Source organism: Pontibacter diazotrophicus (assembly GCF_003367245.1).
Taxonomy (GTDB): Bacteria; Bacteroidota; Bacteroidia; order Cytophagales; family Hymenobacteraceae; genus Pontibacter; species Pontibacter diazotrophicus.
In genome coordinates, this window is the sequence record NZ_QRGR01000001.1 from 12,348 (window position 1) to 36,555 (window position 24,208).

General features: G+C 49.8%; 17 protein-coding genes and 1 tRNA gene. 8 read left to right on the forward strand and 10 right to left on the reverse strand.

Annotated elements, in window-relative coordinates; translation table 11 throughout:
- Window position 1: 1 nt before the first annotated feature.
- The gene (locus DXT99_RS00065; RefSeq protein WP_115563773.1) at window positions 2–2,413 is read left to right on the forward strand and encodes a TonB-dependent receptor; all 2,412 of its coding nucleotides are present in this window, start codon (window positions 2–4) and stop codon (window positions 2,411–2,413) included.
- A gap of 735 nt (window positions 2,414–3,148) precedes the next feature.
- Window positions 3,149–4,273: a sugar phosphate isomerase/epimerase family protein gene (locus DXT99_RS00070; protein WP_115563476.1), complete on the forward strand. Its 1,125-nt coding sequence runs from the start codon at window positions 3,149–3,151 to the stop codon at window positions 4,271–4,273.
- 376 nt (window positions 4,274–4,649) lie between these two features.
- Here the strand turns inward: DXT99_RS00070 and DXT99_RS00075 are convergent, their stop codons facing one another.
- The 5 genes from DXT99_RS00075 to DXT99_RS00095 form a co-directional block, all read right to left on the reverse strand.
- On the reverse strand, window positions 4,650–6,077 hold the full coding sequence (locus DXT99_RS00075) for a Gfo/Idh/MocA family protein (RefSeq protein WP_115563477.1): 1,428 nt from the start codon (window positions 6,075–6,077) through the stop codon (window positions 4,650–4,652).
- Window positions 6,078–6,383: 306 nt separating this feature from the next.
- Window positions 6,384–7,034 carry a carbohydrate-binding family 9-like protein gene (locus DXT99_RS00080; RefSeq protein WP_115563478.1) on the reverse strand — a complete coding sequence of 217 codons (651 nt, stop codon included), beginning with the start codon at window positions 7,032–7,034 and terminating at the stop codon, window positions 6,384–6,386.
- 11 nt (window positions 7,035–7,045) lie between these two features.
- A complete protein-coding gene (locus DXT99_RS00085; RefSeq protein ID WP_115563479.1) occupies window positions 7,046–8,185 on the reverse strand; it encodes a phosphotransferase enzyme family protein in 1,140 nt (379 codons plus the stop codon).
- 18 nt (window positions 8,186–8,203) lie between these two features.
- Complete coding sequence (locus DXT99_RS00090) at window positions 8,204–9,118, reverse strand: nucleotidyltransferase family protein (protein WP_115563774.1); 915 nt, start codon at window positions 9,116–9,118, stop codon at window positions 8,204–8,206.
- Window positions 9,119–9,423: 305 nt separating this feature from the next.
- On the reverse strand, window positions 9,424–10,182 hold the full coding sequence (locus tag DXT99_RS00095; protein ID WP_115563480.1) for a DUF2490 domain-containing protein: 759 nt from the start codon (window positions 10,180–10,182) through the stop codon (window positions 9,424–9,426).
- A 272-nt stretch (window positions 10,183–10,454) separates the two neighbouring features.
- On the opposite strand from DXT99_RS00095, the gene thrA reads away from it, so the two are divergent.
- The 3 genes from thrA (at window position 10,455) to DXT99_RS00110 (ending at window position 16,685) form a co-directional block, all read left to right on the forward strand.
- A complete protein-coding gene (gene thrA, locus DXT99_RS00100) occupies window positions 10,455–12,851 on the forward strand; it encodes a bifunctional aspartate kinase/homoserine dehydrogenase I (protein ID WP_115563481.1) in 2,397 nt (798 codons plus the stop codon).
- A 311-nt stretch (window positions 12,852–13,162) separates the two neighbouring features.
- On the forward strand, window positions 13,163–13,987 hold the full coding sequence (locus DXT99_RS00105) for a hypothetical protein (RefSeq protein WP_115563482.1): 825 nt from the start codon (window positions 13,163–13,165) through the stop codon (window positions 13,985–13,987).
- A gap of 403 nt (window positions 13,988–14,390) precedes the next feature.
- Entirely contained in the window at window positions 14,391–16,685 is a 2,295-nt protein-coding gene (locus DXT99_RS00110; protein WP_115563483.1) for an Ig-like domain-containing protein, read from the forward strand.
- A gap of 372 nt (window positions 16,686–17,057) precedes the next feature.
- Here the strand turns inward: DXT99_RS00110 and DXT99_RS00115 are convergent, their stop codons facing one another.
- The 3 genes from DXT99_RS00115 to DXT99_RS00125 all read right to left on the reverse strand — a co-directional run bounded on the left by DXT99_RS00115 (window position 17,058) and on the right by DXT99_RS00125 (window position 18,744).
- Complete coding sequence (locus tag DXT99_RS00115) at window positions 17,058–17,405, reverse strand: hypothetical protein (protein WP_115563484.1); 348 nt, start codon at window positions 17,403–17,405, stop codon at window positions 17,058–17,060.
- 473 nt (window positions 17,406–17,878) lie between these two features.
- A tRNA-Arg gene (locus DXT99_RS00120) sits at window positions 17,879–17,952 on the reverse strand.
- Between the two features lie 72 nt (window positions 17,953–18,024).
- Window positions 18,025–18,744, reverse strand: coding sequence for a TVP38/TMEM64 family protein (locus DXT99_RS00125; protein WP_115563485.1), 720 nt, complete (start codon window positions 18,742–18,744; stop codon window positions 18,025–18,027).
- Between the two features lie 342 nt (window positions 18,745–19,086).
- Here DXT99_RS00125 and DXT99_RS00130 point away from each other — a divergent pair, with 342 nt between their 5' ends.
- Entirely contained in the window at window positions 19,087–20,226 is a 1,140-nt protein-coding gene (locus DXT99_RS00130; RefSeq protein WP_115563775.1) for a cystathionine gamma-synthase, read from the forward strand.
- A 200-nt stretch (window positions 20,227–20,426) separates the two neighbouring features.
- Window positions 20,427–20,939 (forward strand): DUF6141 family protein, encoded by a 513-nt coding sequence (locus tag DXT99_RS00135; RefSeq protein ID WP_115563486.1) that lies wholly within the window; start codon window positions 20,427–20,429, stop codon window positions 20,937–20,939.
- Between the two features lie 513 nt (window positions 20,940–21,452).
- On the opposite strand, the gene DXT99_RS00140 is transcribed toward DXT99_RS00135, so the two are convergent.
- On the reverse strand, window positions 21,453–22,163 hold the full coding sequence (locus DXT99_RS00140; protein WP_115563487.1) for an OmpA family protein: 711 nt from the start codon (window positions 22,161–22,163) through the stop codon (window positions 21,453–21,455).
- A gap of 292 nt (window positions 22,164–22,455) precedes the next feature.
- Window positions 22,456–22,854, reverse strand: a complete 399-nt coding sequence (locus DXT99_RS00145) for an NUDIX hydrolase (protein WP_115563488.1) — start codon at window positions 22,852–22,854, stop codon at window positions 22,456–22,458.
- Between the two features lie 165 nt (window positions 22,855–23,019).
- Between DXT99_RS00145 and DXT99_RS00150 the strand changes: the two genes are divergently transcribed.
- A complete protein-coding gene (locus DXT99_RS00150; protein ID WP_115563489.1) occupies window positions 23,020–24,051 on the forward strand; it encodes an isoaspartyl peptidase/L-asparaginase family protein in 1,032 nt (343 codons plus the stop codon).
- Window positions 24,052–24,208: the final 157 nt, after the last annotated feature.

Here is a 24,208-nt window from a genome sequence, read left to right on the forward strand (position 1 = left end):
CATGCGCATCACGCTAACTATCGCTCTGGTGCTTTGCAGCTGTCTGGCTGCACTGGCACAAACATATTCGGTTACTGGTAAGGTAACCAGTACTGCCTCGCAACAAGCCGTGCCACAGGCCGAGGTGCTGCTAGCGAATACCGGAACTTTGTTCAAGGCCGATGCCAAAGGAAATTATACCATTCCTAATCTGGCACCCGGCACCTATACCCTTACAGCCTATGGCGAAGGCTGGGGTGCCGCTACGCAGCAGGTCATCATCAGCAACAGCAATATATCCCTCCACTTTTCGCTGAAGCCGCTGGAGGGGCAGTTGCGGGAGGTAAACGTAAAGGGGGAGCGCGAGAAAACATTTGGCATCACCCGCCTGAACTCTGTGGAGGGTGCCGCCATTTATGAAGGTAAAAAGAGCGAAGTGGTGGTGATCAGCGACATTACCGCGAACAAGGCCACCAACAACAGCCGCCAGGTATTTGCCAAGGTAGCCGGCCTTAACATCTGGGAGAGCGATGGAGCAGGTTTACAGCTCGGTATCGGGGGCCGTGGCCTCAGCCCGAACCGCACTTCCAACTTTAACACCCGCCAGAACGGCTACGATATTTCGGCTGATGCCCTCGGCTACCCTGAAAGCTACTATACCCCGCCTGTTGAGGCACTGGACCGGATTGAGGTGGTTCGCGGAGCGGCCTCGCTGCAGTATGGCACGCAGTTCGGCGGCATGATCAATTTTGTGATGAAGGAAGGGCCGGAGGACAAGCCGTTCGAGTTGACAACCCGCCAGACAGCAGGCTCCTGGGGCCTGCTGAATACCTTTAACAGCATTGGCGGCACCAAAGGCAAACTGCACTACTATGGCTTTTACCAGTACAAGCGCGGCGATGGCTGGCGCGAGAATTCTGAATTTAATGCCCACACCGCCTTTGGCTCGCTGCACTATAAGCCAAACGAGAAGCTGGAGATAGGCTTTAACTATACTTACATGGATTACCTGGCGCAGCAGCCAGGCGGGCTCACAGACATGGCTTTCGGGCAGGACGCACAGCAATCCATCCGCGACCGCAACTGGTTTAAAGTAAACTGGAACCTGATGGCCCTCACGCTGGATTACCGCCTGGGCGAGCGCACAAAGCTGAACATCCGTAATTTCGGGCTGCTGGCCCAGCGCGATGCCCTGGGCTTCATGGGCAAGATCAGCCGCCCGGACGATATTACGCAACCTCGTACTTTACTACAGGACCAGTTTAACAACTTCGGCAACGAAACACGCCTCATTCACCGCTACGACCTGGGCAACTCCTTCTCCACTTTGCTGGTAGGTGCCCGCTACTACCGTGGCTTCACTGATCAGCAACAGGGCGATGGCTCCGCTGCCGCAGACGCCGACTTCCGGTTTTACTCTGAAACGGGCGCGCCCAATGCCTCCAGTTACGATTACCTGAGCCGCAACGTCGCTTTCTTTGCCGAGAACATCTTCAACATTACACCAAAGTTGAGTTTGACTCCGGGTGTGCGTTACGAATGGATTAACACTAACGCCGATGGCAGCTACCGTGCTGTAATGGCCGACCAGGCAGGTAATATTATCCGGGATGAGGTGGTGCCGGAAGATAGGGAGAGCTCACGCAACGTGCTGCTGCTGGGCCTCGGGCTGAGCTACAAACCAAGCGAGCAGATGGAGGTATACGCCAACTTCTCGCAGAACTACCGCGCCATCAACTTCAACGACATGCGCGTGATTAACCCAAACCAGTTCGTGGACCAGAACCTGAAAGACGAGTCCGGTTACAGCACTGACCTGGGCTTCAGGGGCAACATCAGCGGCATTCTGAATTACGATGCGAGTCTTTTTTACCTGGCTTATAAAAACCGCATCAACTTTCAGAATATCCCGGGCACCACCAACCGTATCCGCACCAATGTGGGAGACTCGCGCAACCTGGGCCTTGAGACTTTTGTGGAGGCCGACCTCCTGAAGCTATACTATGGCAAAGACCATCCGAACAGTCTTTCTGCCTTTTCTAATATCACGCTGGTAAATACAAAATATAGCAGTCCGCTGACAGATATAGATGGCAATGAAGTAGAACTGGCACCGCCGGTAATTGCCAAACTAGGTCTCTCCTTCAAGCGCAACAATTTTAAGCTGGCCTACCAGTACGCTTATACTGCAGAGCAGTACACCGACGCACCAAACTCTTTGCTGGAGCCAACGGCTGTAGTAGGAGTTATACCTGCCTACTGGGTGATGGACCTCTCCGGTAGCTATACCTACAAGCGCTTTACCCTGGAGACCGGCATCAACAACCTCACCGACAACCGCTACTTTACGCGCCGCGCTACAGGTTATCCGGGGCCGGGTATTATCCCATCTGATGCCCGCAACTACTATGTAACGCTGCAGTTTCAACTTTAGGATGGTGGTTGATTGTTGATTGTGCTTTGGCGATTGTCAATTCTTAGTATATTGTTCAAGTGTAAAGGTACAGCCTTTTATCCCCGTCATCATGAAAGAATCTTGTGAGTTACCTGCAGGTAATAGCATATGAGGTAAAGCACCTTCCACAAAGCTCTTGCATTCTCAATTTGTCAGCACGGAGTGAAGGTGATTCCAGTCTTTGGGTTGAGCGCCTTGTATTTGTTGCGGTGCTGAGCGGTAGCGAGGCAGCCCGCAGCAGAGCGAGGGCAGCTTCAAATACACAGCGCGATGCCCAAAGACGAGGCCTCTCGGCCTAGAGAGCATACCCTAATACTATGCAAAAAGGCCGTTAATGAGTCGCTGGAAAAGCCGGAGCCACGACAGGTTAGACAGAATCAAGCACATACAAAGAATACTCACTCATAAAATCAACATGATTTTATGGAGCATGGCTAGGGAGAGGTGGTACAACTCACAAGATCTTACCAGGATGACAGAAAGAAGCAGAGGAATATATCTACACATCCTTTGTCTAAAACAGTGGGAGCAGCTCGTTTTCTCATGATGCTCATGCGTAATGAATTCTGTTCTGAACATGGCCACTCCCAATTTGGAGGAAGGAGAAGAATCTGCTAATTTGAGGGAAGAGGTGACATGTATGCAGGGTAATTTTCCTGAAGATGTCCGCCGCCTCAGAAACCATATAGCAAATACTTAAACCCATTCCGACAAATGAATAACCAGATCTGGATAATGACCTCAGCCTTTGATAAGCTGAGCCTGGACGATGTAATTGTAAAGGCGCAGGAGGCAGGTGTGCAGGGGTTGGATGTGTGCGTGTTCCGCAGAGATGGCACCCGCGACGACTTTGTGGCGACACACCTCGATTATGAGAACTTCGGCCTTGATGACGCCAAAGAACTGCTGGACAGGTTTAACGGCGCCCGCCTGCAACTTTCCATAGGCGCTTTTGATAACCTGATAGGGGGCGACCCGGCGCAGCGCGTGAAAAACCAGAACCACCTGCTGCGGCTCATCCGCATGGCGCACCTGCTGGGCGGCGACGCTAACGACGTGAAAGTAGGCACCTTTGTAGGCTATAACCATGAACTAGGCAACCAGGAGCAGGGTTTTCAGAAGAACCTGGAGGAGTACGCCCGCATTTTTGCTCCCATCATCAAGTATGCCGAGGACCTGGGCGTGACCGTGCTGTATGAGAACTGCCCGATGGAAGGCTGGCGCTCGGCAGGTTATACCGGCACCTTCAATAACCTGACCGGTGTGCTGGCGGCCCGCAAGCTGATGTACGAGCTGATACCGAGCAAAGCCCACGGCGAAATCTATGACCCCTCGCATGATGTGTGGCAGCATGTGGATCCCGGCGAGGTAATCCAACACACAGACATAGCGCGCCTGCACCGCATTCATGTAAAAGCGACCCGCAGGGGCAACAACGTGCACTGGGGCAACATGTACCCGATGCAGTTGGTGGATACCGATTTGGCGAAACGTGCCGGCGTGCCTACCTGCAGCAATGAGTGGGACCGCCATAACTACGAAGCCATGCTGCCCGGCTTCGGCGGCTCCGACAGCATGGACTGGCGTGCTTTTGTGAACACACTGAAGGAGCAAAACTTTACCGGTCCTTTTGAAATCGAGAATGAGGCGGCTTTGTCGAAAGGTACCGGTAATATGGGTGCCATCATGCAGGGCTTCAAAGCCACTACTTTAAACCTGGCGCCTATGCTGTGGGAACTTACCGAAGCAGGTTATCAGTACAACGTGAAAGATTTTCGCGAACTGAAGCAGGTAGCAAGCAAAGACATACCGGTGGTAACGATGGAGGAGCTTTCATGAGTTGATTGCTGCTGATGTAAGTCGTAACAACAATTCTGTTCGTCAGGAAGTGGTGCTGTTTAACGCCTGCCATTTTTGGAATTATAAGAAGTAAAAACAGTACTGGGAAGGTATAAATTCAAATATATGTAAATATTTATATTGTAAATTTTGTTTATCAAGTTTACAATCTTAACTTAGAGCATTAAGTTTGTTTTCATAGCTTGGAAAGGCACTCTATCTTATAGGGTGCTTTTTTATTTTATGGTGTGCGCTACCTCGCCTTGTCTCATGAACTTTATTTGAAGGAGTTAGCTAAATCTGATGCATGACTGCCTGTTAAGGGCAGGTTGCGACCACCCCTAACAGGGATTGGAAAAAATACTGCTTTGCCGGCTTATGCTTTTACCGTTGTAGTGCCTCCTCCTCGCAGGGATATGTCTACAGGTGTGTTGCCTTCCCAGGCACCGGAGGTGAAATCAGGCACATCAATAGAAGTAGAACGGTTGGCAACAGACCACTCACTCAGAGGAGCAACAGCACTCCACAAAGCGGCATCATACACGTCCTGATCCAGGGGCAGGCCATTACGCAAAATGTCGATGAGCCGCCAGTCCATCAGGAAGTCCATGCCGCCATGTCCACCGATTTGTTTGGCCATGTTCCCCAGCTTCCTTGTGATTTCGGGCGTATATTTTTCTTCCAGTGCTTTCAGTTCTTCCGCCGATACCCAGCCTTCGTGGGAGGTGGCGATTCTGGCTGGTGAAGGCCATTTTCTGGCAGTGGCTTTTGTGCCGCTTACCAGGTGTATTCTGGAGTAGGGCCTTGGTGACGACACATCATGCTGCACCATAATCGTCCTGCCTTTTTTTGTGCGGATGGTGGTCGTGTTCATGTTGCCACGGTATGAATTGGTGGCGAACTGATTGTAAAAGCTGTCTTTGGCTGCCAGTTCACGGGCTGTGTCCTCCATTGTAAAATCATTACTGGAAACAGAAACGAGATAATCCATCTGGTCGCCCCGGTTAATGTTCATCACCTGGCATATTGGTCCGAGGCCGTGGGTGGGGTAGAGGTTTCCGTTCCGGGTGTTTTCCTTCAGACGCCACATATCCTGGTAACCGTCCTTCGAGAAATTGAGGTCTACAAGATTATGGATGTAAGCCCCTTCCCCGTGCACGATATCTCCGAAGAAGCCCTGCCGGGCCATGTTCAGCGTCAGCAGCTCAAAGAAGTCGTAGCAGCAGTTCTCCAGCATCATACAGTGCTTGCGGGTGCGCTCAGAAGTCTCCACCAGTTGCCAGCACTCTTCCAGCGTAGTAGCAGCCGGTACTTCTACCGCCACATGTTTGCCCTGTTCCATGGCATACACAGCCATGGGCGTGTGCAGGTGCCAGGGCGTGGCAATGTATACCAGGTCAATGTCTTCCCTTTCGCAAAGGGCCTTCCATGCTTCTTCGCTTCCGGAGTAGGTAGCAGGTTGATGCGAGGAGCCTGCCAGCTTTTGCTGCACGGCCTCTACCTGCTCTGGCCTTAAATCACACAGGGTTTTTATGTCTACATTGGCAATATGGCTCATCCTGGACACCGCTCCCGGTCCCCGCATCCCAAGGCCAATAAAACCTATCCTGACAGTATCTAGTTTTGGAGCAGCATAGCCGCTCATGTTAAACTGCTGCCGGTGCTGCTTTTGCGAAGCTACCCGTATCTGGTCCAGATTTGACGGGTTGTTTGAAGTGGCGCAGCCGCTCACCAGACCGGCTCCGGCCACACTGAGGCCAGCCAGGCCCGTTCGTTTCAGGAATTCTCTACGGTTCGTACTCATGGGCTCTATCGGGGCTTTTTGTAGATGCGTTTGGATGAAGGCTTTGCAGGATTCGGCTTTTGCTGTTCCTTCTGTTAATATAGCTTAAGTTGCGGGATAATAAAAGAGGTTGCTGATATCCTCTTTCTGTCATTTCAAACAGGGTGAGAATTCTGTGTTATTTCATACTCCCGCAATGTCTCAGATTTCTCACCCTGTTCGAAATGACAGCATAGCTCTGGTCTTCGCCACTTTACGGCGTTGAGAGGTAGGGGAAAGCGGTAGATTATTTATCAGCTGTAGTACTACCGTACAACCTGAAAATCCTTACTCGAAATTCAGCTGCCCGAAGAACTCTGGTAAATGAAAGTCCGGTGCTGGGGCGTCAATCTCACTCCAGGCTAAAAAATGAGGCTCCGGTAATTCGTCACCGCATTTGTAGAAGTTTACACGGCTTTTTACGCCCTGCAGAGAAGAGAACCTGTGGTTGGTGAAAACCTCAACCGGTATCATGAGCGTGAGCTGCCAGGTATAGGAGGGGGATGCCGTTGTAGATGAGTTGCTCTGTATAACAGCCAGGTGTTTTATCTGTGTAATAACATCCGCTGGCAGTAGCTGCCGGTCATCACGCCCGGTGCCGTAGCCCAGCAGGCAGGTGCCGAGGCAGTTGAACTCAAGATTATAGTAGTGGCTGCCCCCATCGAAGGCGACAAAGAACTCGACGCAGCTGTCTGTATAAACAGGGTCATTTGGCCTCAGGCAAACTGCACGGAGCGCATTTTCCCTTACATAGTATTTCAGGAAGAGGCAGTCTGAGTGATGGGCGATAGCAAACGTAACATCCGGTTTAATAGCAGAGGCAGGCCACAGGTGGTGGTCAACAGCGTTTTTCTCAAGCGTATCAAGTAAACCTGAAATATCTTTTAGCGAACTGTGATTGTTTATTGCTGCTGTGTAGGGAACTCTGATTTGCTTCATACGATGGCGCGTTATCTCCTTGTTTCCTGCTTACTGGCGGTGGCGATATCCTGAATGGTGCTTTGGAGCAGCTCATACTGCGCTTCTAACTTTTGTACTAGCCTGAACTGCGCACGCGATCGCTGGATGTTGTGCCCCGGGAAATTAATTTTATAGTAGGTGTCCCCGTCGATGTAGTCCGTCAGGAAGCGCAGGCCCATAATAAAAGGCAGCAGCAGGCAACCCATGGCAAGAGAGCGGATTTCAGTAGGAGTTAAGAAGCCTGCCGTTTCTTTCAGAAAGCCCCTCGTGAAGGCTTTGAACAGGTCCATGTCCACGCTTATCTTTTCAATGTCTTTTTCGTCTTCAGAGGCGGTGTTCACAGTAGTGCGGATGGCATCGCCAAAATCATAGGCTACATAGCCCGGCATTACGGTGTCCAGGTCAATCACGCACTGCGCCTCGTCCTGTTCGTTGAGCAGTACGTTGTTGAACTTCGTGTCGTTGTGGGTTATCCGGAGCGGAAGTTTCCCCGCCTGTCCTAGTTTCAGGATAGAGGCCATCTCTTCTGTACGTGCCTCTACAAAGGCAATTTCATCGGAGACTTCTTTTACTCTGTTTACCGGGTTGCGGGCAATGGCTTCCCGGAAGAGCCGGAGCCGGTAAGCAATGTTGTGAAAGTCGGGAATGGTTTCGTGCAGCAGGCTTGCATCCATATCCGCCAGCAGCGCCTGAAACGTACCAAAGGCTTTGCCTCCTTCATAAGCTTGCTGCGCTGTGTGTACAATATCATAGCTGCGGGTATGCGGCAGGAATTTATATAGACGCCAGTAGTTTCCGGCGGCATCCTGGTAGTAGAGTTGGCCATCTTTCAGCGGGACCAGGCGAAGCACTTCTGTATCAGGGTTGGCACCGGGTATAGCTACCAGCTTTTTGCGGAGGTGAGTGGTGACCAACTGTATGTTTTCCATCAGGGCAGGCACGTTTTTGAAAACCTGGTGGTTCACGCGCTGCAATAGGTAGTCAGGACAGGTGGGCTGTTTGTTAACTACATGGAAGGTGTCGTGGATGTACCCGGAACCGTGCGGTTTTATATCGGCTGCCGCTCCTTTTATCGCAAACTGTTCTGCAATCAGGGGTAAATTATATGCGGCCTTGTTTCCTGGTGCCATCTTGTTTTGGAGGTTATGCTATGGTTGTGGCCATAAGTTTTCCGGATAAATTCCGGCAGCTATTAAGTTATGAATATTCCGGATAACTACCGCTTTATCATCGGGATAGGTAACACCAAACCATTTCTCAGAAGAGGGCAGCACTTTTACCTGTGCCTCACCCGACTGCACCAGGCGGTTCAGAACATCCGGAAGGTAAAACTCTGCTTTCAGGTCGTGGGGGTGCTTTGCCAGGAACTCCTTAAAGCACATTTCAAAATAGGGGAACACAGCTGGTGTAAAACCCATCAAGTTCATAGAGACCATCTCTTCTCCTGTAAACAGCACATCCTGCTCCTCCGTAGTGCGGGCTACTATGCCTTTGCCTGATTGAACAAGATGCGTTTGCTCAGTCACACTAACCAGATTATCCCTGTCATCTATTTCGCAGATGCCCCTTGAAACAGCTCCATGCGGCGATAAGGTGTTTTTCAGCTGAAACCCTACCAGCCCGTACTGCCGTTCCGGCGGTGTGGCTTTCAGGAAATCGGCCATCAGTTGGAAAGACTGCCTTCCATAAAAATCGTCCCCGTTTATAACCGCGAAGGGCTCCTTTATAGTGGAGGCTGCTGTCCAGACTGCGTGACCAGTTCCCCATGGTTTTTCCCGGTTGTCAGGTAAGGTGAAGCCTGAAGGAAGTGCGTGCAAATCCTGTAACACATACTCCACTGCCATACTGCCGGCGTACTTCTGAGCAGTCGCTTTTGTGAATTCTGCGGCAATGGATTTCCGGATAACAAATACCACCTTTCCAAAGCCAGCTTTTGCAGCGTCGTATACCGAGTAATCCAGTATCGTTTCGCCGTAAGGCCCGAAAGGCTCCAGCTGTTTTAAGCTGCCATACCGGGTTGCCATTCCTGCCGCCAGGATCAGAAGTGTAGGGTTAGAATTCAAAACAGGCTTTGCTTTTAAATTTTCCTGAAGCCCAATGCCTTCAATGCGGCACAGGACAAGCAGGCAAGACAAAACATTATACTCCGCTTTTACGCAACGAGTCCCAGCGGGACGACCTGTCAATAGAAATCCATTCCAGTATTTTTAGAGCTCCAGCGGAGCGATCTGTAATATATGTAACAGGTCGCTCCGCTGGAGCTAAGGGTGCCTGAGAATGATGAGGCTATCAACAGGTCGTCCCGCTGGGACTTTAAAGAAAGCTTGTGGTTATGCCGGATAGCGTTAACTATGCTATACTATAGCTACTACTGCCGGGCGAAGTTCAGGGTGTGGAAAAAGCTGACCTGCAAGGTATGGTTATGCTCGAAAACCACTCCGTCAGCCTTTTGCACAATCTGGTTCAGGTAACCGAATTCCAACGCTGCGGAATCGCTTATTTTATAGCCTATCGCTGCGTAAGCCCTGTTCTGGTCGAAAATGTTCTTCCTGGCGTTTTCGCCGAAGCCAACAAATACTTCATCATATACTGCCAGAAAGGGCTCCTTTGCTTCAGTAGTTGGTCCGATGAGCGGCAGTGTGGCCTTCAGAAAATAGCGGGCGCGGTTCAGGTACGTATAGTCAGTTGTTTCTGCGCCACGTATCCAGCGTTGCTCCAGGCGGTAGCGGTGTATCAACCCAACCCGGGCAATATTGCTTTTGTGCTGTAGCTGCTGATAAATACGCTGCTCCGGGAAGGTGCCTGCCGCTGGATAATCACCGTAAGGGTGTGTTTCTATAAATCCGTAGCCTAACGTAAACATGGCATTCGGCGTCAGGTCATAGTTTATACCTGTCCGGATGAGCAGTTGCTGCGGGTCTTTGATGATGTTGTGCCTTCGTAACTGAACCTCTGCATGAATGCCCCATTTATCAGAAAACTTGTGGTCTCCGAAATACATGTACCAGCCATTGTTGTTATAATCTTTAATGCGCTGCTCGCTTTGCGCCTGCGCTGTGTTTAAAAACAGACCGGGAGCCAGCAAAAGCACCCATGATAATACTATAAGTGTTAGTTTTGATTTCATACCGTTAAGATGGCACCTAAAAACTTAAACTTCAAATTGACTTTCAAAACTATTGTTCCTTGGAGGATATGAAAGGTGGAGAAATAAAGCCTGAATGCATAAAATGCCGGACGCTTCTTGTTCTGTAGGATGAGAACTTGCAACGGCTCAATTTAACATACTTTCTTCTTGTTTTACCGGTAAAACAATGGGAATTTGCCATGTAGAATATGACAACAGGTTTTTAAGAAGGGCATTGAGCCAGAGAACCGACTGAAAAAAGGATTGGAAGAATGAAGGTGTTAAAATTTGGGGGCAAGTCGTTGAGCAATGGCGGGCCAATCGAAAGTGTTATCAACATCATAAAGAAAGAGGCCAGTGCAGCGGCTATTGCAGTAGTTGTTTCTGCAAGAGGCCAAAGCACCGATATGCTGCTGGACCTTTACGCGAAGGCTGTAAAAGGCGAGGACTACGAGAAGGAGCTAAGCGGGTTTATGAATTTGCAGCACATCCACGACATAGATCTGGGCCTGTATTATGAGGAGTTGAAAGTCGTGCTCCAGGCGCTCCGGCTAATCGGTGAGGAAAGCGTGCGGACAAGAGACAAGGTACTTGCCTTTGGGGAGGTCATAAGCGCTCAAACAGTAGCTGGCATTTTAAGGGAAGAAGGCCTGGAAGCCGTTTTTGTTGATGCACGGAAGCTGATTAATGTTACAGTTGATTCGAATGAAACAACTGTTGATTTCTTAAGCTCAGAGAAAAATACAAAGGCGTTCTTTCAGTCACTGGAGCCAAACCAGATACCAGTGATTACAGGATTCATCGCGTCTGATCCGGAAGGCAAAACCGTTACCTTGGGGAGAAACGGGAGCAACTACACCGCTACTCTGATTGCCAGTTTCATTAAGGCGACAGAGGTGCAGAACTGGACGGACGTGGATGGCGTGTACACGGCCAGCCCAAAGTATGTGAAGGGCGCACAGCGGATTCCGCATCTGAGTTACCGGGAGGCCAACGAACTGGCTAATTTCGGGGCAAACGTGCTTCATTCCAAAACCATTCTGCCACTGATGGAAAGCGGCATACCGCTAAGGGTTTTCAACAGCTTCGCACCAGACTCGGAGGGTACGCTGATTGATGAGAAGGGGGCAGGCAAGGGAATCAAAGCGGTGTCTACCATTGAAGAGGTATCGCTGGTAAGCCTGGAAGGCCGCGGGCTTCTGGGTAAGGTGGGCATAGACGCCCGGATTTTCAGTGCCCTGAGCAGCAGGAGCATCAGCGTGCGGCTTATCTCACAGGCATCTTCTGAGAGAGGAATCGGCTTCGTGGTCAACAAAGAAGATGCCGCCGCAGCACAGGAAGTGCTCAGCGCAGAATTTCACGATGAACTGGTAAGCGGCAACATTTCCCGCATCCAGATCGCCAGCGACAAGGCCATTATCGCCATTGTTGGCCGGCATAATTACGCCCTCGAGAAAGCCATCTATGGCCTGAGAAGAAACAGGATATGGATGTACCTCATCAGCAACAGCATCAACGGGGAACACATCTCTTTAGTAGTAGATAACAAGTCGCTGAAGAAAGCGGTGAACGTGGTGCACAACCAGGTGTTCGGTGCGATCAAAACCCTCAATTTGTTTGCCTTCGGAAAAGGCACGGTAGGAGGCAAACTGCTGGACCAGATTATCGAAACAGGGGACGAGGTGGTAAAACGCCGGAACCTGAAAATCAACATTGTAGGCGTGTCTGACTCAAAGAAGATGATTTTCAACGAGGACGGCTTGGGCAGCAACTGGAAGCAGGAGCTTGCACACAGCCAGGAGGAGCGCGATTTTGGCGCCATCATCCATCGTTTGAAGGAATCCGGGCTAGAGAACATCGTGATAGCAGACAACACCTCGTCGCAGGAACTCACAGAGCAGTATCCTGAAATAGTGAACAGTGGCTTTGACATTGTGGCGTCCAACAAAAAGGCTAATTCTATCTCCTACGATTTTTACCAGAACCTCCGCAATACCCTGAAGCGAAGAGGGAAACTGTTTTACTATGAAACCAACGTAGGCGCCGGCCTGCCCCTGATAGACACGATAAAGCATCTGCACAACTCCGCAGACAAGATAAAGCGGATACGAGGCGTGTTCAGCGGCTCCCTCAGCTATATTTTCAATAACTATTCGGTGCAGGATAAAGCTTTTTCTGCGGTCCTCGCGGAAGCAAAAGAAAAAGGACTGACGGAGCCAGACCCAAGAGAAGACCTGAGTGGAACAGACGTGGCCCGGAAGCTGATTATTCTTGCCCGGGAAATAGGCTTGCAGTCAGAGCTGGAGGATGTTTCCATCGAAAGCCTCGTGCCGGAGTTCGCTTCCGACGCAAAAGACTACTCAGAATTCTTGTCTAAGATAGATGAAATAGATGCTTACTTTGCCCAAATCAAAAGCAGCCTCAAAGAAAACGAGGTATTGCGCTTCACCGGTGACCTGGAGGTAGATGAAAATAAACTGACGGTGTCGCTCGTGAAAGCAGACAAGAATTCTCCCCTGGGCAGCATCAAAAATGCCGACTCCATTTTTGAGATATTCACAGAAAGCTACGGCACTCAACCTATTGTTATACAAGGTGCAGGTGCAGGCGCTGAGGTAACGGCAAGAGGCGTTTATTCTGATTTGCTGAGGATTGGGGGGCAGTATTAGGCTCTTCGGCAGCTGGTATTGGTTTTGAAAAAGAAGGCTTGAATCTGACAGGTTAGATATATCTGGCCTGTCAGATTTTTTTTGACTATGATGAGTAGAGTGTCATCATAATATTAATATAGTTTACAATGCACCTTGCCCTGGAAGTTGTGGCTGCGGCAGTGTAAAATCCGAAGATAAAAATTTGGTTCAGAGTGCATTTTGAGTTGTGCGTTCGCAAGTAAAGCAGCGGTAAAATAAAGTTGGTCTTGCCGCTGATTTTATAAATTTATTTATATATGTTTAATGGCATGTATGTATAAACTAAATTCATGAAACCACTTCCTTCTTCCCGTTCATTCTGCCTTACCGCAGTGCTTTCCTTCCTATTGCTTTTTTCCACTTCATGCGAGAAAAAGGATAAAGGCGACCCTGTGCCTGCTACTGAAGCATCCTGTTTATTAGTTAAAGATGTAAAGGACAGCCACGGGATGCACTTCGAGTATGATCTGGCGTATGATGCCCAAAAGCGAATCATTTCCAGTACCGTGACAAATCATGACGGTTCTAAAGTACTCTCCACATATCATCGCAACAGTGCCGGTAAAATCGACAAAGTTACATATACCCGAGGAACTGAGGTGACAGGTCATACAACCTTAGTTTACGATGCACAGGGAAGATGGGTGAAAACCATTGAAAGCGACAACAGCAAAATGTTTGAGGTGGAATACGATAGCCAGAACAGAGTGGCCAAAACTACAAGAACTATGAATTTCGGTGACTATACGTACGTAAACAATTACTCCTATGAGTATACAAATGGGAACCTCACTAAAGTGACTATGACGCAGGGAGGCCTTGTAGAGATAACTGAGTATGAGTACTATCTTGACAAGCTGGCACTGGACGATCAGTATGACAGGGTTATTAGAATGCTATGGGGAGATGGATTGCCATCGAAGAATCTGGTGAAGAAGAGGACTTTGACGCGCCCTTCCAGACCTGATCAGGATTTTAGCACTGTCATAGATTATACCTACGAACTTAATAGCCAAGGATACCCCTCCCAAATAAGAACCAGCGTCAAATATACAGAGCCTGAAGGCGTACGCTATGATGGGGGCGTGGCCATCCGCTCCTATCAGTGCAAGTAGAATTAATCGACATCTAGCTCTAGTGAGGTTAAAAGAAGTAGTTAACCCTCTGTGTGTGTGTCAGAATTGATTTCATCAGAGGGAGGGAAGAGACAGCTGCTGAAAGCAGATAAAAGAGAAGTTATGGCTGGTTAAATTTCGACGACATTAAAGTTGTAAAAGTCATTCTTCCACTACTTTAGATGCAAAACAGGTATTCTGAAATTATAGCAATATTTGAAGAACGAAGGCTAATGGTAACGAAAAGCAGTACCCCTTCTGAAGAACTTTTCCTGACCTTTTTTCAAAAAGCTTCTAAGGATGCGCTGCAACTGAAAGAGGTGAAAGCAGTGGAAGGGTGCTTAGTGTAGCAGATGTTAGCAGAGCGTAAATAGACCATACTTCAGATCAAGCTTGATTTTAGATGAAACAAACTTACCCCATCCGCCGCTACTGGTGCTGCCTATTCCTTTGCCTCCTGTTTATCCCGGCTCCCCTGTTCGCCCAAACGGTGCAGTGGGCGCAAACGCTCCACGGCAACTATACCGGCAATTTTAATGTGACAGCCACCGATTCAGAGGGCAATGTTTTTGTGCAGGGCGAATACACCGGCACTGTCCGCCACGGTGCCACCTCTCTGCCTGGCGCCTACCCCGCCACCTACGACAAAGTGCTGCTAAAGTACGGGCCAGGCAGAGAGGCTTTGTGGTACAAAAAGAACCGGGGCATGGGAAACGGAATTTTAACGGTCGGCCTCACCGACGGGCAAGGCAATTACTATGAGCTGTCGGGCCACACCAACGGCGTTTTCGATAACACCATCCTGCAACCTAACGGCACAACCGCCTACCTCACCAAGTACTCACCCGCTGGTGTGCGCCAATGGATTAAATTCATGGAAGGGGGCTTCCCGTACCCTGTCCGGCTGTTTCTGAATGCTTCCGACGCGTTAACTTTTTCGGTGAACGTAGAGGGGGAACTGCGGTATAGCGATCAACTGGTGCCGGCAGAAAACGGGGATGCCAGGCTGCTGCAGCTGAACACCCAAACCGGCGAACTGGTCTCCGAATCCCAAAGCGAGCCGTACACGAACTTCCGCATCGATGGGGAGGGATTTTTTTATAAAACGGGCAAGCACCACGCGCCTATCGTGCAGAAACAGGACGCTGCGGGCCAGGTACTTTGGCAGAAGGACATTGTGAGCACGGGCACCACTTTTATAAGCAACCTGGAGGTAGACCCGGAAGGCAACAGCTATGTAACCGGCACTTATTGCGGCCAGGTAACGATAGATCAGTGGGTGCTGACAGGCACCTGCAGTTCCCAGGGAGCAGGGCAAAGTGTTTTCCTTGCCAAGTTTGATAAAAACGGCCAGACGCAATGGGTGAAAGGCTTGGGCGAGTATTACATGGGAGGCCTGATCCGGCTGCTGCCCCGCCCGGATGGCGGCTTGTACCTGCCCGGCATCAACACCACCAACCTCTCCTTGTTGGATACACCCGTTCAGCCTGGCCTCTACATCGCCCGCCTCACCGAGGACGGGGAAATACTGTGGCTGCGTAACTTTGAAAGCAGTCAGCCGCTTGTTCAACTCGGGCTCCATGCCTATCCCAATGGCTTGCTTCTTTCAGGGGCACTGCATGAAACGCTGGCCGTAAACGAACTCAACCTGGACGGGCACACCGTCACAAAAGAAGCCGGAAGCCATACCTTCTTCTTTGCCTTTCTGAAAGACGACGTGGTATGCCCGCTTATGCCGCAGGTGCAGGTACCTGTCGCCCGTTGCTTCGGCACGCCTCCCCCGCGCCTGTCTGCCGCAGGCGAAGGCATCCGCTGGTACGGCAACGCCTCCCTGACCGACCTGCTGGCCGAGGGAAGCGAATTTCAGCCCGCGCACACTACTACCGCCTCCCTTTATGTTACCCAAACAGTGCAGGGCTGCCAGAGCCGTCCACGCGTAGTAGCGGTGGAGGTAAAGGAAAAACCTTCTAAGCCCATTGCCCCGGGCATTGCTGTTTGCGCTGGCGAGGCGGCGGTGCTGATCGCGCAGGGCCAGGACCTGCAATGGTACCAGAATGCCAGCTTAAGCACGCGTGTAGCCACCGGGCCTGCCTTTGAGCCGATACTTTCCGAAAGTGCCTCCTTCTATGTAACCCAAACAGTAGAGGGGTGCGAGAGTGAGGCCACAGCGGTCATGGCGGTGCGGTACCAGGCAGCCCCTCCCGCACCCGAAGTAAACAGCGTTTATGTGTGCGATGGCACCTTGCAGGAGCCCCTCCTGGCCCGGGGCAGCGACATAAGCTGGTACGCAGACGCGGCGCTCACGCAAGAGATAGGGCAAGGCCCCACTTACGCGCCTGCCAGGGCCGCCGCCGGGCTGGTGTATGTAACCCAACGCCTGAACGGCTGCGAGAGTGTGGCCGCCATAGCCGAAATAAAGGCGGGTAATACAGATTTCCTGAAGGAGAAACTGGCCAACATCATCACACCTAACCATGACGGGCTGAACGATACCTTCCGCATGCCTTTCCTGACGGAGGGCAGCTGTATCGGCAACTTCAAGCGCATCACCATCCTCAACCGCTGGGGCCAATCCGTGTACGACAGCACAAAAGCAGACTTTAGCTGGCATGCGGAAGGGCAGGCAGCCGGGGTATATTTTTACCTGCTTTCCTTTGATAGTTTTTCTTATAGAGGGAGCCTCACCGTAAACCGCTGACAAGCTCTATTTCTGCACGTACCAATTGTTAAGTAGCAGCTTCCTTCCAACCTGTTCCAGCGCGAGCAATGGCGTAGGGTTCTCAGAAAATCTCTAATACCGTTACCCTGGATAGCTTAGGCTCACCCCTAATTGATCTCCCCCGAAGAACCGGACCATTTTCTCTACTTTACAACGGCCTGGAAATACAAAAAAACCTCCTGCTTTAGTGGTATAGTCACTGTACCATTAGCAGGAGGTTCTTCTATTAAGTCCTGGACGGAAGTTCATTCAGTAGAAAACTTTATTTGCTCGCTGGCTCGCTTTTGCTCCTGCCACTCCGAGGCGTGTCTCCTCTTTCCTGGTCAGGCTCGACGAACTGCTCGGCCTTTTTTAGTCGTTTCTGTCTCTTGGAGTAGTGGTTATATTGTTATTGCTGTCAACAGTAATGTCATACTCATAGCATTCACTCATCTGAACGGTCTCCTCGCGTACAACTTTGTCTGCTGTGATAGTGAAAGTTATCGCACCTGCGGCATAGTTTCTAAAATCTGAAGTTGTTCCTGCAGGCACGTTGTTGAGGTTCTCTGTGTTGCCACCAGTTGTTTTTATCTGCACGCTTGCCTCATTCGTGCCTTTATTAATTATCCTGGCACGTGGCTGTTCCCCGTCACACTTGTCACAACTGCTCAATGTTACAGAAACAGCAAATAGCGTGAATAATAAGTAGAATTTTTTCATTTGTTACCTTTTAAAATTAGGTGAATTGTCTGTGATAAATTCAAAGTTAAGTGTTTTATATATGATAGTATATATGTTTATAAAAAACAATTTTACGCTGTTTAAATGTCGTCTACGAAATAGTAGGGTCTGCTAAAGTTAAATAAGTTAACTCTATGATTGCGAAATTTTAAACTCAGGAAAATACAATATAAAGCTTTGCTCGTGCCTTGCTTTATTTCCCTGTGGCGCTCGCCTTTGCGTAGAAATCTGCCATAAAGGATCTTTGCTATACTACAGGTGGATGCGCTTATAGCAGGAAAAGCAGGCATTATGAGGCGGCGCCGTAGAAGCGGCCGTTAGGACTATATAATGAGCAGGAGGTAATTTAAAAGTTAAGCATCCTAATCAAAATCCTGAGCTCAGGACAATATTGGCCTAGTATGGAAAAGAAAAAAGCCACTTAGCAGTTTTACCTGTAAGTGGCTTTTCTGTGGTCGCGAAGGGAGTCGAACCCCTAACCTTCTGATTCGTAGTCAGATGCTCTATCCAGTTGAGCTACGTGACCGTTTTGTTCTGTGATTATGGTGCAAAGTAAAGGCCTTTTTCCCTTATACGCAAGTCCTGGGGCAAGATTTCACTAACTTTTTTCGGAGGCTTTCCGCAGGGTGCGCTTCAAAGCCCTGTCGAAGAGGAAGTATAAACCGCCTATCGAAATGATAACCAGGGATATCAATAGGATCTGCCCGCCGGCACCGGCATTCGGGTCCTGCAGCACCGAAACGATGTCGCGGGCCTGGGTGCCTATCCAGAAAAAGAAAAGGGTGCGCGGCAACATGCCAATGATGCTGGCGATAAAGAACCGCGTTCTGTCTACCTGCAGCAGCGAGAGTACGAAATTCATCAGGGCGAAGGGCAGTACCGGCGAAATACGCGTAAGGATGATGAGGCTCCAGCTCTGGTTGCGCAACTCCTGCATGAGGATGCGCGCCTTCTCGAAGCGGTTCAGAAAGCCCATCATCTTGCCGTGGTCTATTATCCTGGCGAGGCTGTAGCCAATCAGCGCAGCGATGCCATAGGAAACCACAATGCCCGCAAAACCGCTCCAGCCCAGGTAAAAGCCGCTCACCAGCGCCACAAAGGTAGTTGGTGTGAGGGCCATCGCCATCGTCACGGAGATAACGGCAAAATACAGCAGCATCTCCGACCACGACAGGCCCGCGAGCAGGTCCTGGTAATTGTACAGTACCACCGCCAGCGTAGAACTCACCACCACCGGCACCACCACCAGCAGCAGCATGGAAATAAACGTAGAGGCGTTTTCGCGTATAAATGTACGCAGCACAGGGAATCCCTTCATGAGGCGGTTTTTGTGTTGGTTTTGTTAGTTAAGAGCATGTTTAAAATTTATTCTTTGAGCTGCAAATGTGCGCTTTCAGAACCTGACAAGGCTGTTTTTCGTGCAATAGCGCTGCTATTACCCTCAAAACGAGCCTTGTCAGAACCTAAAATCACCCATTTTCGCTTTCAAAAATAAAATTTAAACATGCTCTAATAGACGAAATACAAAGGACAAAAGATTTTAGCGGCTTTGAAAGTGCTATTTGCCGTAGGAGAAAAGGAGGCTGTGGGACACATTCTTTCTTCTGCGGTAATTTTTTTAACTTGCATCCTACCGCATTCTTAAACAGAAACTATGAATATGAAATTCGGAACAAAAGCCATACACGCTGGCATAGAGCCAGACCCGACCACCGGCGCCATCATGACGCCTATTTACCAGACATCTACCTATGTGCAACGCTCGCCCGGCGACCACAAAGGATACGAATACTCCCGCACCCACAACCCTACCCGCACACAGCTGCAGAATGCACTGGCGGCGCTGGAGAACGGCAAGCACGGCCTTTGCTTTTCTTCGGGCATGGCGGCCGTGGATGCCATCATCAAAATGCTGAAGCCGGGTGATGAGGTGATTTCCACCAACGACCTTTACGGCGGCAGCTACCGCATCTTCACGAAGATTTTCCAGAACTACGGCATCAAATTCCACTTCACTGACATGGGCGACCTGACCAAGGTGGAGTCGCTGGTGAATGAGAATACACGGATGATATGGGTGGAGACACCGACAAACCCTTTGCTGAATATCATTGATATAAAAGGCTGCGCTGAGATTGCTAAAAAGCACAAGCTATTGGTGGTGGCCGACAATACCTTTGCCACCCCATACCTGCAAACGCCGCTGGACCTGGGCGCTGACATTGTGATGCACTCCCTGACAAAGTACATGGGCGGCCACTCTGATGTAGTGATGGGTGCGATAGTGGTAAAGGATGATGACCTGCACCAGCAGCTCGCCTTTATCCAGAACTCCTGCGGCGCCACGCCAGGGCCTCAGGACTGTTTCCTGGTGCTGCGTGGTCTTAAAACCCTGCACCTGCGCATGGAACGCCATTGCCAGAACGGTCGCCAGGTGGCGGAGTTTCTGAAAGGTCATGTGAAGGTAGAGAAGGTGTTCTGGCCTGGTTTTGAGGAGCACAAGAACCACAAGGTAGCACAGGAGCAAATGCGCGACTTCGGCGGCATGGTGTCGTTTGTGTTGAAAGGCGACAAGGTAGAGGACGCGATAAGCGTACTGGAGAAGTTGAAAATCTTTACTTTGGCGGAGTCTTTGGGTGGCGTAGAGTCACTGTGCGGACACCCGGCCAGTATGACGCACGCCAGCATTCCGGCCGAGGAGCGTATGAAAGCCGGCTTAAGTGAATCCCTGATTCGCCTGAGTGTAGGCGTGGAAGACATAGAGGACCTGCTGAGTGACCTGGAGCGGGCGCTTCGTTAGTGTTTCTAGACGTTAGACGCTAGATATTAGATGTTAGACTCCTTCTTTTAAATATATCCTAAGCCGCCTGCTGCTACAGCGGGCGGTTTTGTTTTAAGCTGTGTAGTATTTGCCATAAAAACTTACTACCGGCATTAAACCGTAGAAACTGAAACAAAGGCCAAGTCTAGCGTCTAATATCTAACGTCTAACATCTTAAAATGGCAGAGCAGAATATACTTTTCTGGGAGCGGCAGCGCTTTAAGCAGTTTTGGCTGTGGGTGGTGGTGCTGGGCGTAGCCAGCATTTTCTGGGGAGGTTTTGTGTCGCAGGTATTGCTCGGCGGTGGCTTTGGTAACAATCCGGTATATAGTGTGCAGGTGGTTCTGCTTTTTGTGCTGATGGGTCTGGGCTTTCCCATCTTTTTTTACAGTATGAAGCTTACCACGGTGGTGCAGCCGGGGGAACTGCAGGTGCGGTTCTGGCCTTTTCATCTGCGGCCGAAGCGCATTCCGCTGCATTCCGTCCGCGACTATGAGCGCATCACCTATCATCCTATCCGGGAGTACGGCGGCTGGGGCATCCGGTGGGGCTTCAGAGGTAAGGCCTATAATATGTCGGGCAACGAGGGGGTGCAGCTACACTTCTATAACCGAAAGCCGCTGCTTATCGGCTCTCAGAATGCGGAGAAACTGTTCGAAGCCATCCGACAGGCGAAGGAAATGAAAGGGTAATAATTGTTGAATTTTTTGTTTTGCTCTTGTTGTTTACGGGTGTAGGATTACAAATCCTACTTCTCGGGAAAGACGGGATTGCAAACCCCGTCAAGCATGACAAGAATAGTCAAGGATAAAGCAAGGATAGTCAAGGGTAAGATCGTCTGCTTTAGTATGCACAAGCGAGTCTGGAGACTCGCACCCACTAAAAGTCACGGGATAGATTCCCGCGCCAGGGCGGGGTTTGAGGTTGATGTGCATTGAAAGCACCCACCCCTGCTCCTCCGAGGAGGGGAATTACACACGACGAAAAAATCCCCTCTTGGGAGGGGTAGGGGTGGGTAAACGTTTGTACCGATATCTGATGTTATTTCGCAGTAGAGAGAATGAGTTCCGGTACTATATGCCAACATCAATCATCCAATAACTAACAGCAACTAGCCATCAACCTACAACTATCAAACATCCAGCACAAAAAAAGCCGACACCCTTAAGAGAGGTATCGGCTTTTCTATCGTTTATGGGTTCAGATTAAGACTGAAGACCTATGATTTTGTAAACTTCAGAGAAGTCTGGCGTCAGGATGATTTCTGTACGACGGTTCTTCGCTTTTGCCTCTGGCGTACGGCCAGTGTCTACCGGCATGTAGTAAGAACGTCCTGCTGGTGTTACTCTGTCAGGAGACAGTCCTTTCTGTGTCATCATACGGGTAATTTCAGTGGCACGCAGTACGCTCAGGTCCCAGTTGTCAGACATGTATTTCATGCCGCCTGCTACACTCACGTCATCTGTATGGCCTTCTACCATCACACCAACCTCCTGGTTTTTCTTCAGCACATCCACCAGCTGGTTAATTGCTTTCTGACCGCCAGTGTTCACTTTGGTGCTACCAGTAGCAAACAGAAGTTTGTCGGACATAGACACGTACACTTTACCGTCTTTTACGCTTACGCTCAGGTCGCCCTGGTTAAAGCCTTGCAGCGCAGAGTTTACCTCATTTTTCAGGTTGTCTAAGATTTTTTGCTGCTCGTTCATGGCACGCTCCATCTCGGCAAGCTTTTGCTCACGGTCTTTCAGGGAAGTAGACAACTCGTCCACTTTTTGCTTAGAAGCCGCCTGCTCACGCTCGAGCGCTTCTTTGCTTGCCTGAAGGTCTTCGTACTTCTTGGATGATACACAAGATGCCATTAGCGAGGAGCACAGCACCAATGAAAGGGACGCTTTGAAGAAATTGAATTTCATGTTAAATAGTTAATTGTTGTTTGGTTGGTATTGAATAATAGCGTTGCAAATATGGCAAAATAACAAGCTTCAGGCTAAACAATCTATGCAAAGATATATATTTATCCCTCTTTTCTCGCTTATTAACGGCGCCTTATATAGAATATTTTATGCAGAGAATATTTTTTAATTAAATTATTTTAATGTTCTGACAATGAAAGAGTAGTGGTCCATTGGCCGGCAGGGTATGGGGCAGACAACAGAAAAGCCTGCCACTGTTTCAGCGGAGAAGGAAGGGCATCTAGTGCTTTATTCAATCAATAAGGTCCTGTTGCTTTAACCAATCGAAGATAAGCTTATCTACAGGCGACACCTTGTCCCGGTCCTGGTAAGTGAGCCAAATAACTTCCTCTATTTCGGAACTGGCCGTAATCGTGCCGCTGTACCTGCCTTTGTAGCACTGCATCTTTACTTCTATGCCAGCAGCGTGCCCATGGGCCTGGGCCTGGAAAGCCTGCATAAACTCCAGCGTATCCGGGGAAAGCTGCACCGTCAGTTCCTCCTCAATTTCCCTTATTAGCGTCTGGTGATCTGTTTCACCGGCTTCGCGTTTTCCACCAGGTATGTAGTAGGTGTCTTTGCCTTTGCTGCGGGTGCTCAGTATTTTCCTGTCCTGAATCTCTAACCAGGCCAGCTTGTCTATCACTGTCATGGTGCGAAGATAGGAGGGAGGAGGGAAATCATATACTTGTTGTTTTTACAAAAGAGGAATTTTACCGCACCGCATCACGTTTTTACTTTCTCAATCAAATGGCATAACTTTAAGAGCAGCTTCTAAACTGCTGTGGTTTACATTACCCCTACATCAATACAAATTATGAGCAAGAAACTATACTTCCTGTGCCTGTTCCTGCTGGCCGGATACATGGGCCTGGCACAGTCTAAGCCCGACTACAATAAAATAACGCTGGTGATACATGGCGGCGCCGGTACCATTACGCGTGCCAACATGACGCCTGAAAAGGAAAAAGCCTACAAGGAAAAGCTGAACGAGGCGCTCAAAACAGGCTATGCAATTCTGGAAAAAGGAGGCAGCAGCCTGGATGCCGTAGAAGCCACCGTGCGTGTAATGGAAGATTCGCCATTGTTTAATGCCGGTAAAGGTGCTGTGTTCACAAACGAAGGTAAAAACGAAATGGATGCCGCCATCATGGACGGTAAAACACTTAATGCGGGTGCCATTGCGAGTGTTACGACCATCCGAAACCCTATCAGCACCGCCCGTGCGGTAATGGAGCAGTCGGAGCACGTGATGATGATTGGCAACGGAGCAGAGAAATTCGCGAAAGAGAAAGGACAGGTAATTGTAGATCCGTCGTACTTCCACACTGAAACCCGCTTTAACCAACTGCAGCAAATAAAAGATAAAGAGAAAACGCAACTGAACCACAATGGCGGCACAGGCAGCACGGAAAATATCTTTATCGAAGGCCAGAAGTTCGGCACCGTGGGCGCTGTAGCTCTGGATGCCTACGGTAACCTGGCAGCGGCAACCTCTACGGGCGGCATGACCAACAAACGCTACGGCCGCGTAGGCGATGTGCCGATCATCGGGGCGGGTACTTATGCCGATAACAACACCTGTGCTGTGTCCGCAACCGGTCATGGCGAATACTTTATCCGTTCGGTAGTAGCCCACGACATTGCTTCCCTGATGGACTACAAAGGCTTGTCGCTAAAGAAAGCTGCCGATGAAGTGGTGATGAAGAAGCTGGTAGAACGTGGCGGAGAAGGCGGCGTGATTGCCGTAGACAAAGACGGCAACGTAGCCATGCCCTTCAACTCAGCTGGCATGTACCGCGGCTATATGAAAAAAGGCAAATCAGAAGTAGCGATTTATAAAGACTAAGCCTGGATATCCCTGTAAAACAATAAGAGGACCTGTTTGCGCAGGTCCTCTTATTGTTTTACAGGGATTATTGCCAGTGTCTGCGAATGTCCCCTCTTGAAGTAGGGCCGTTTTATTCTGGAATTTACACTAGGAACTGTCCCCTTGAGGGCAGGGC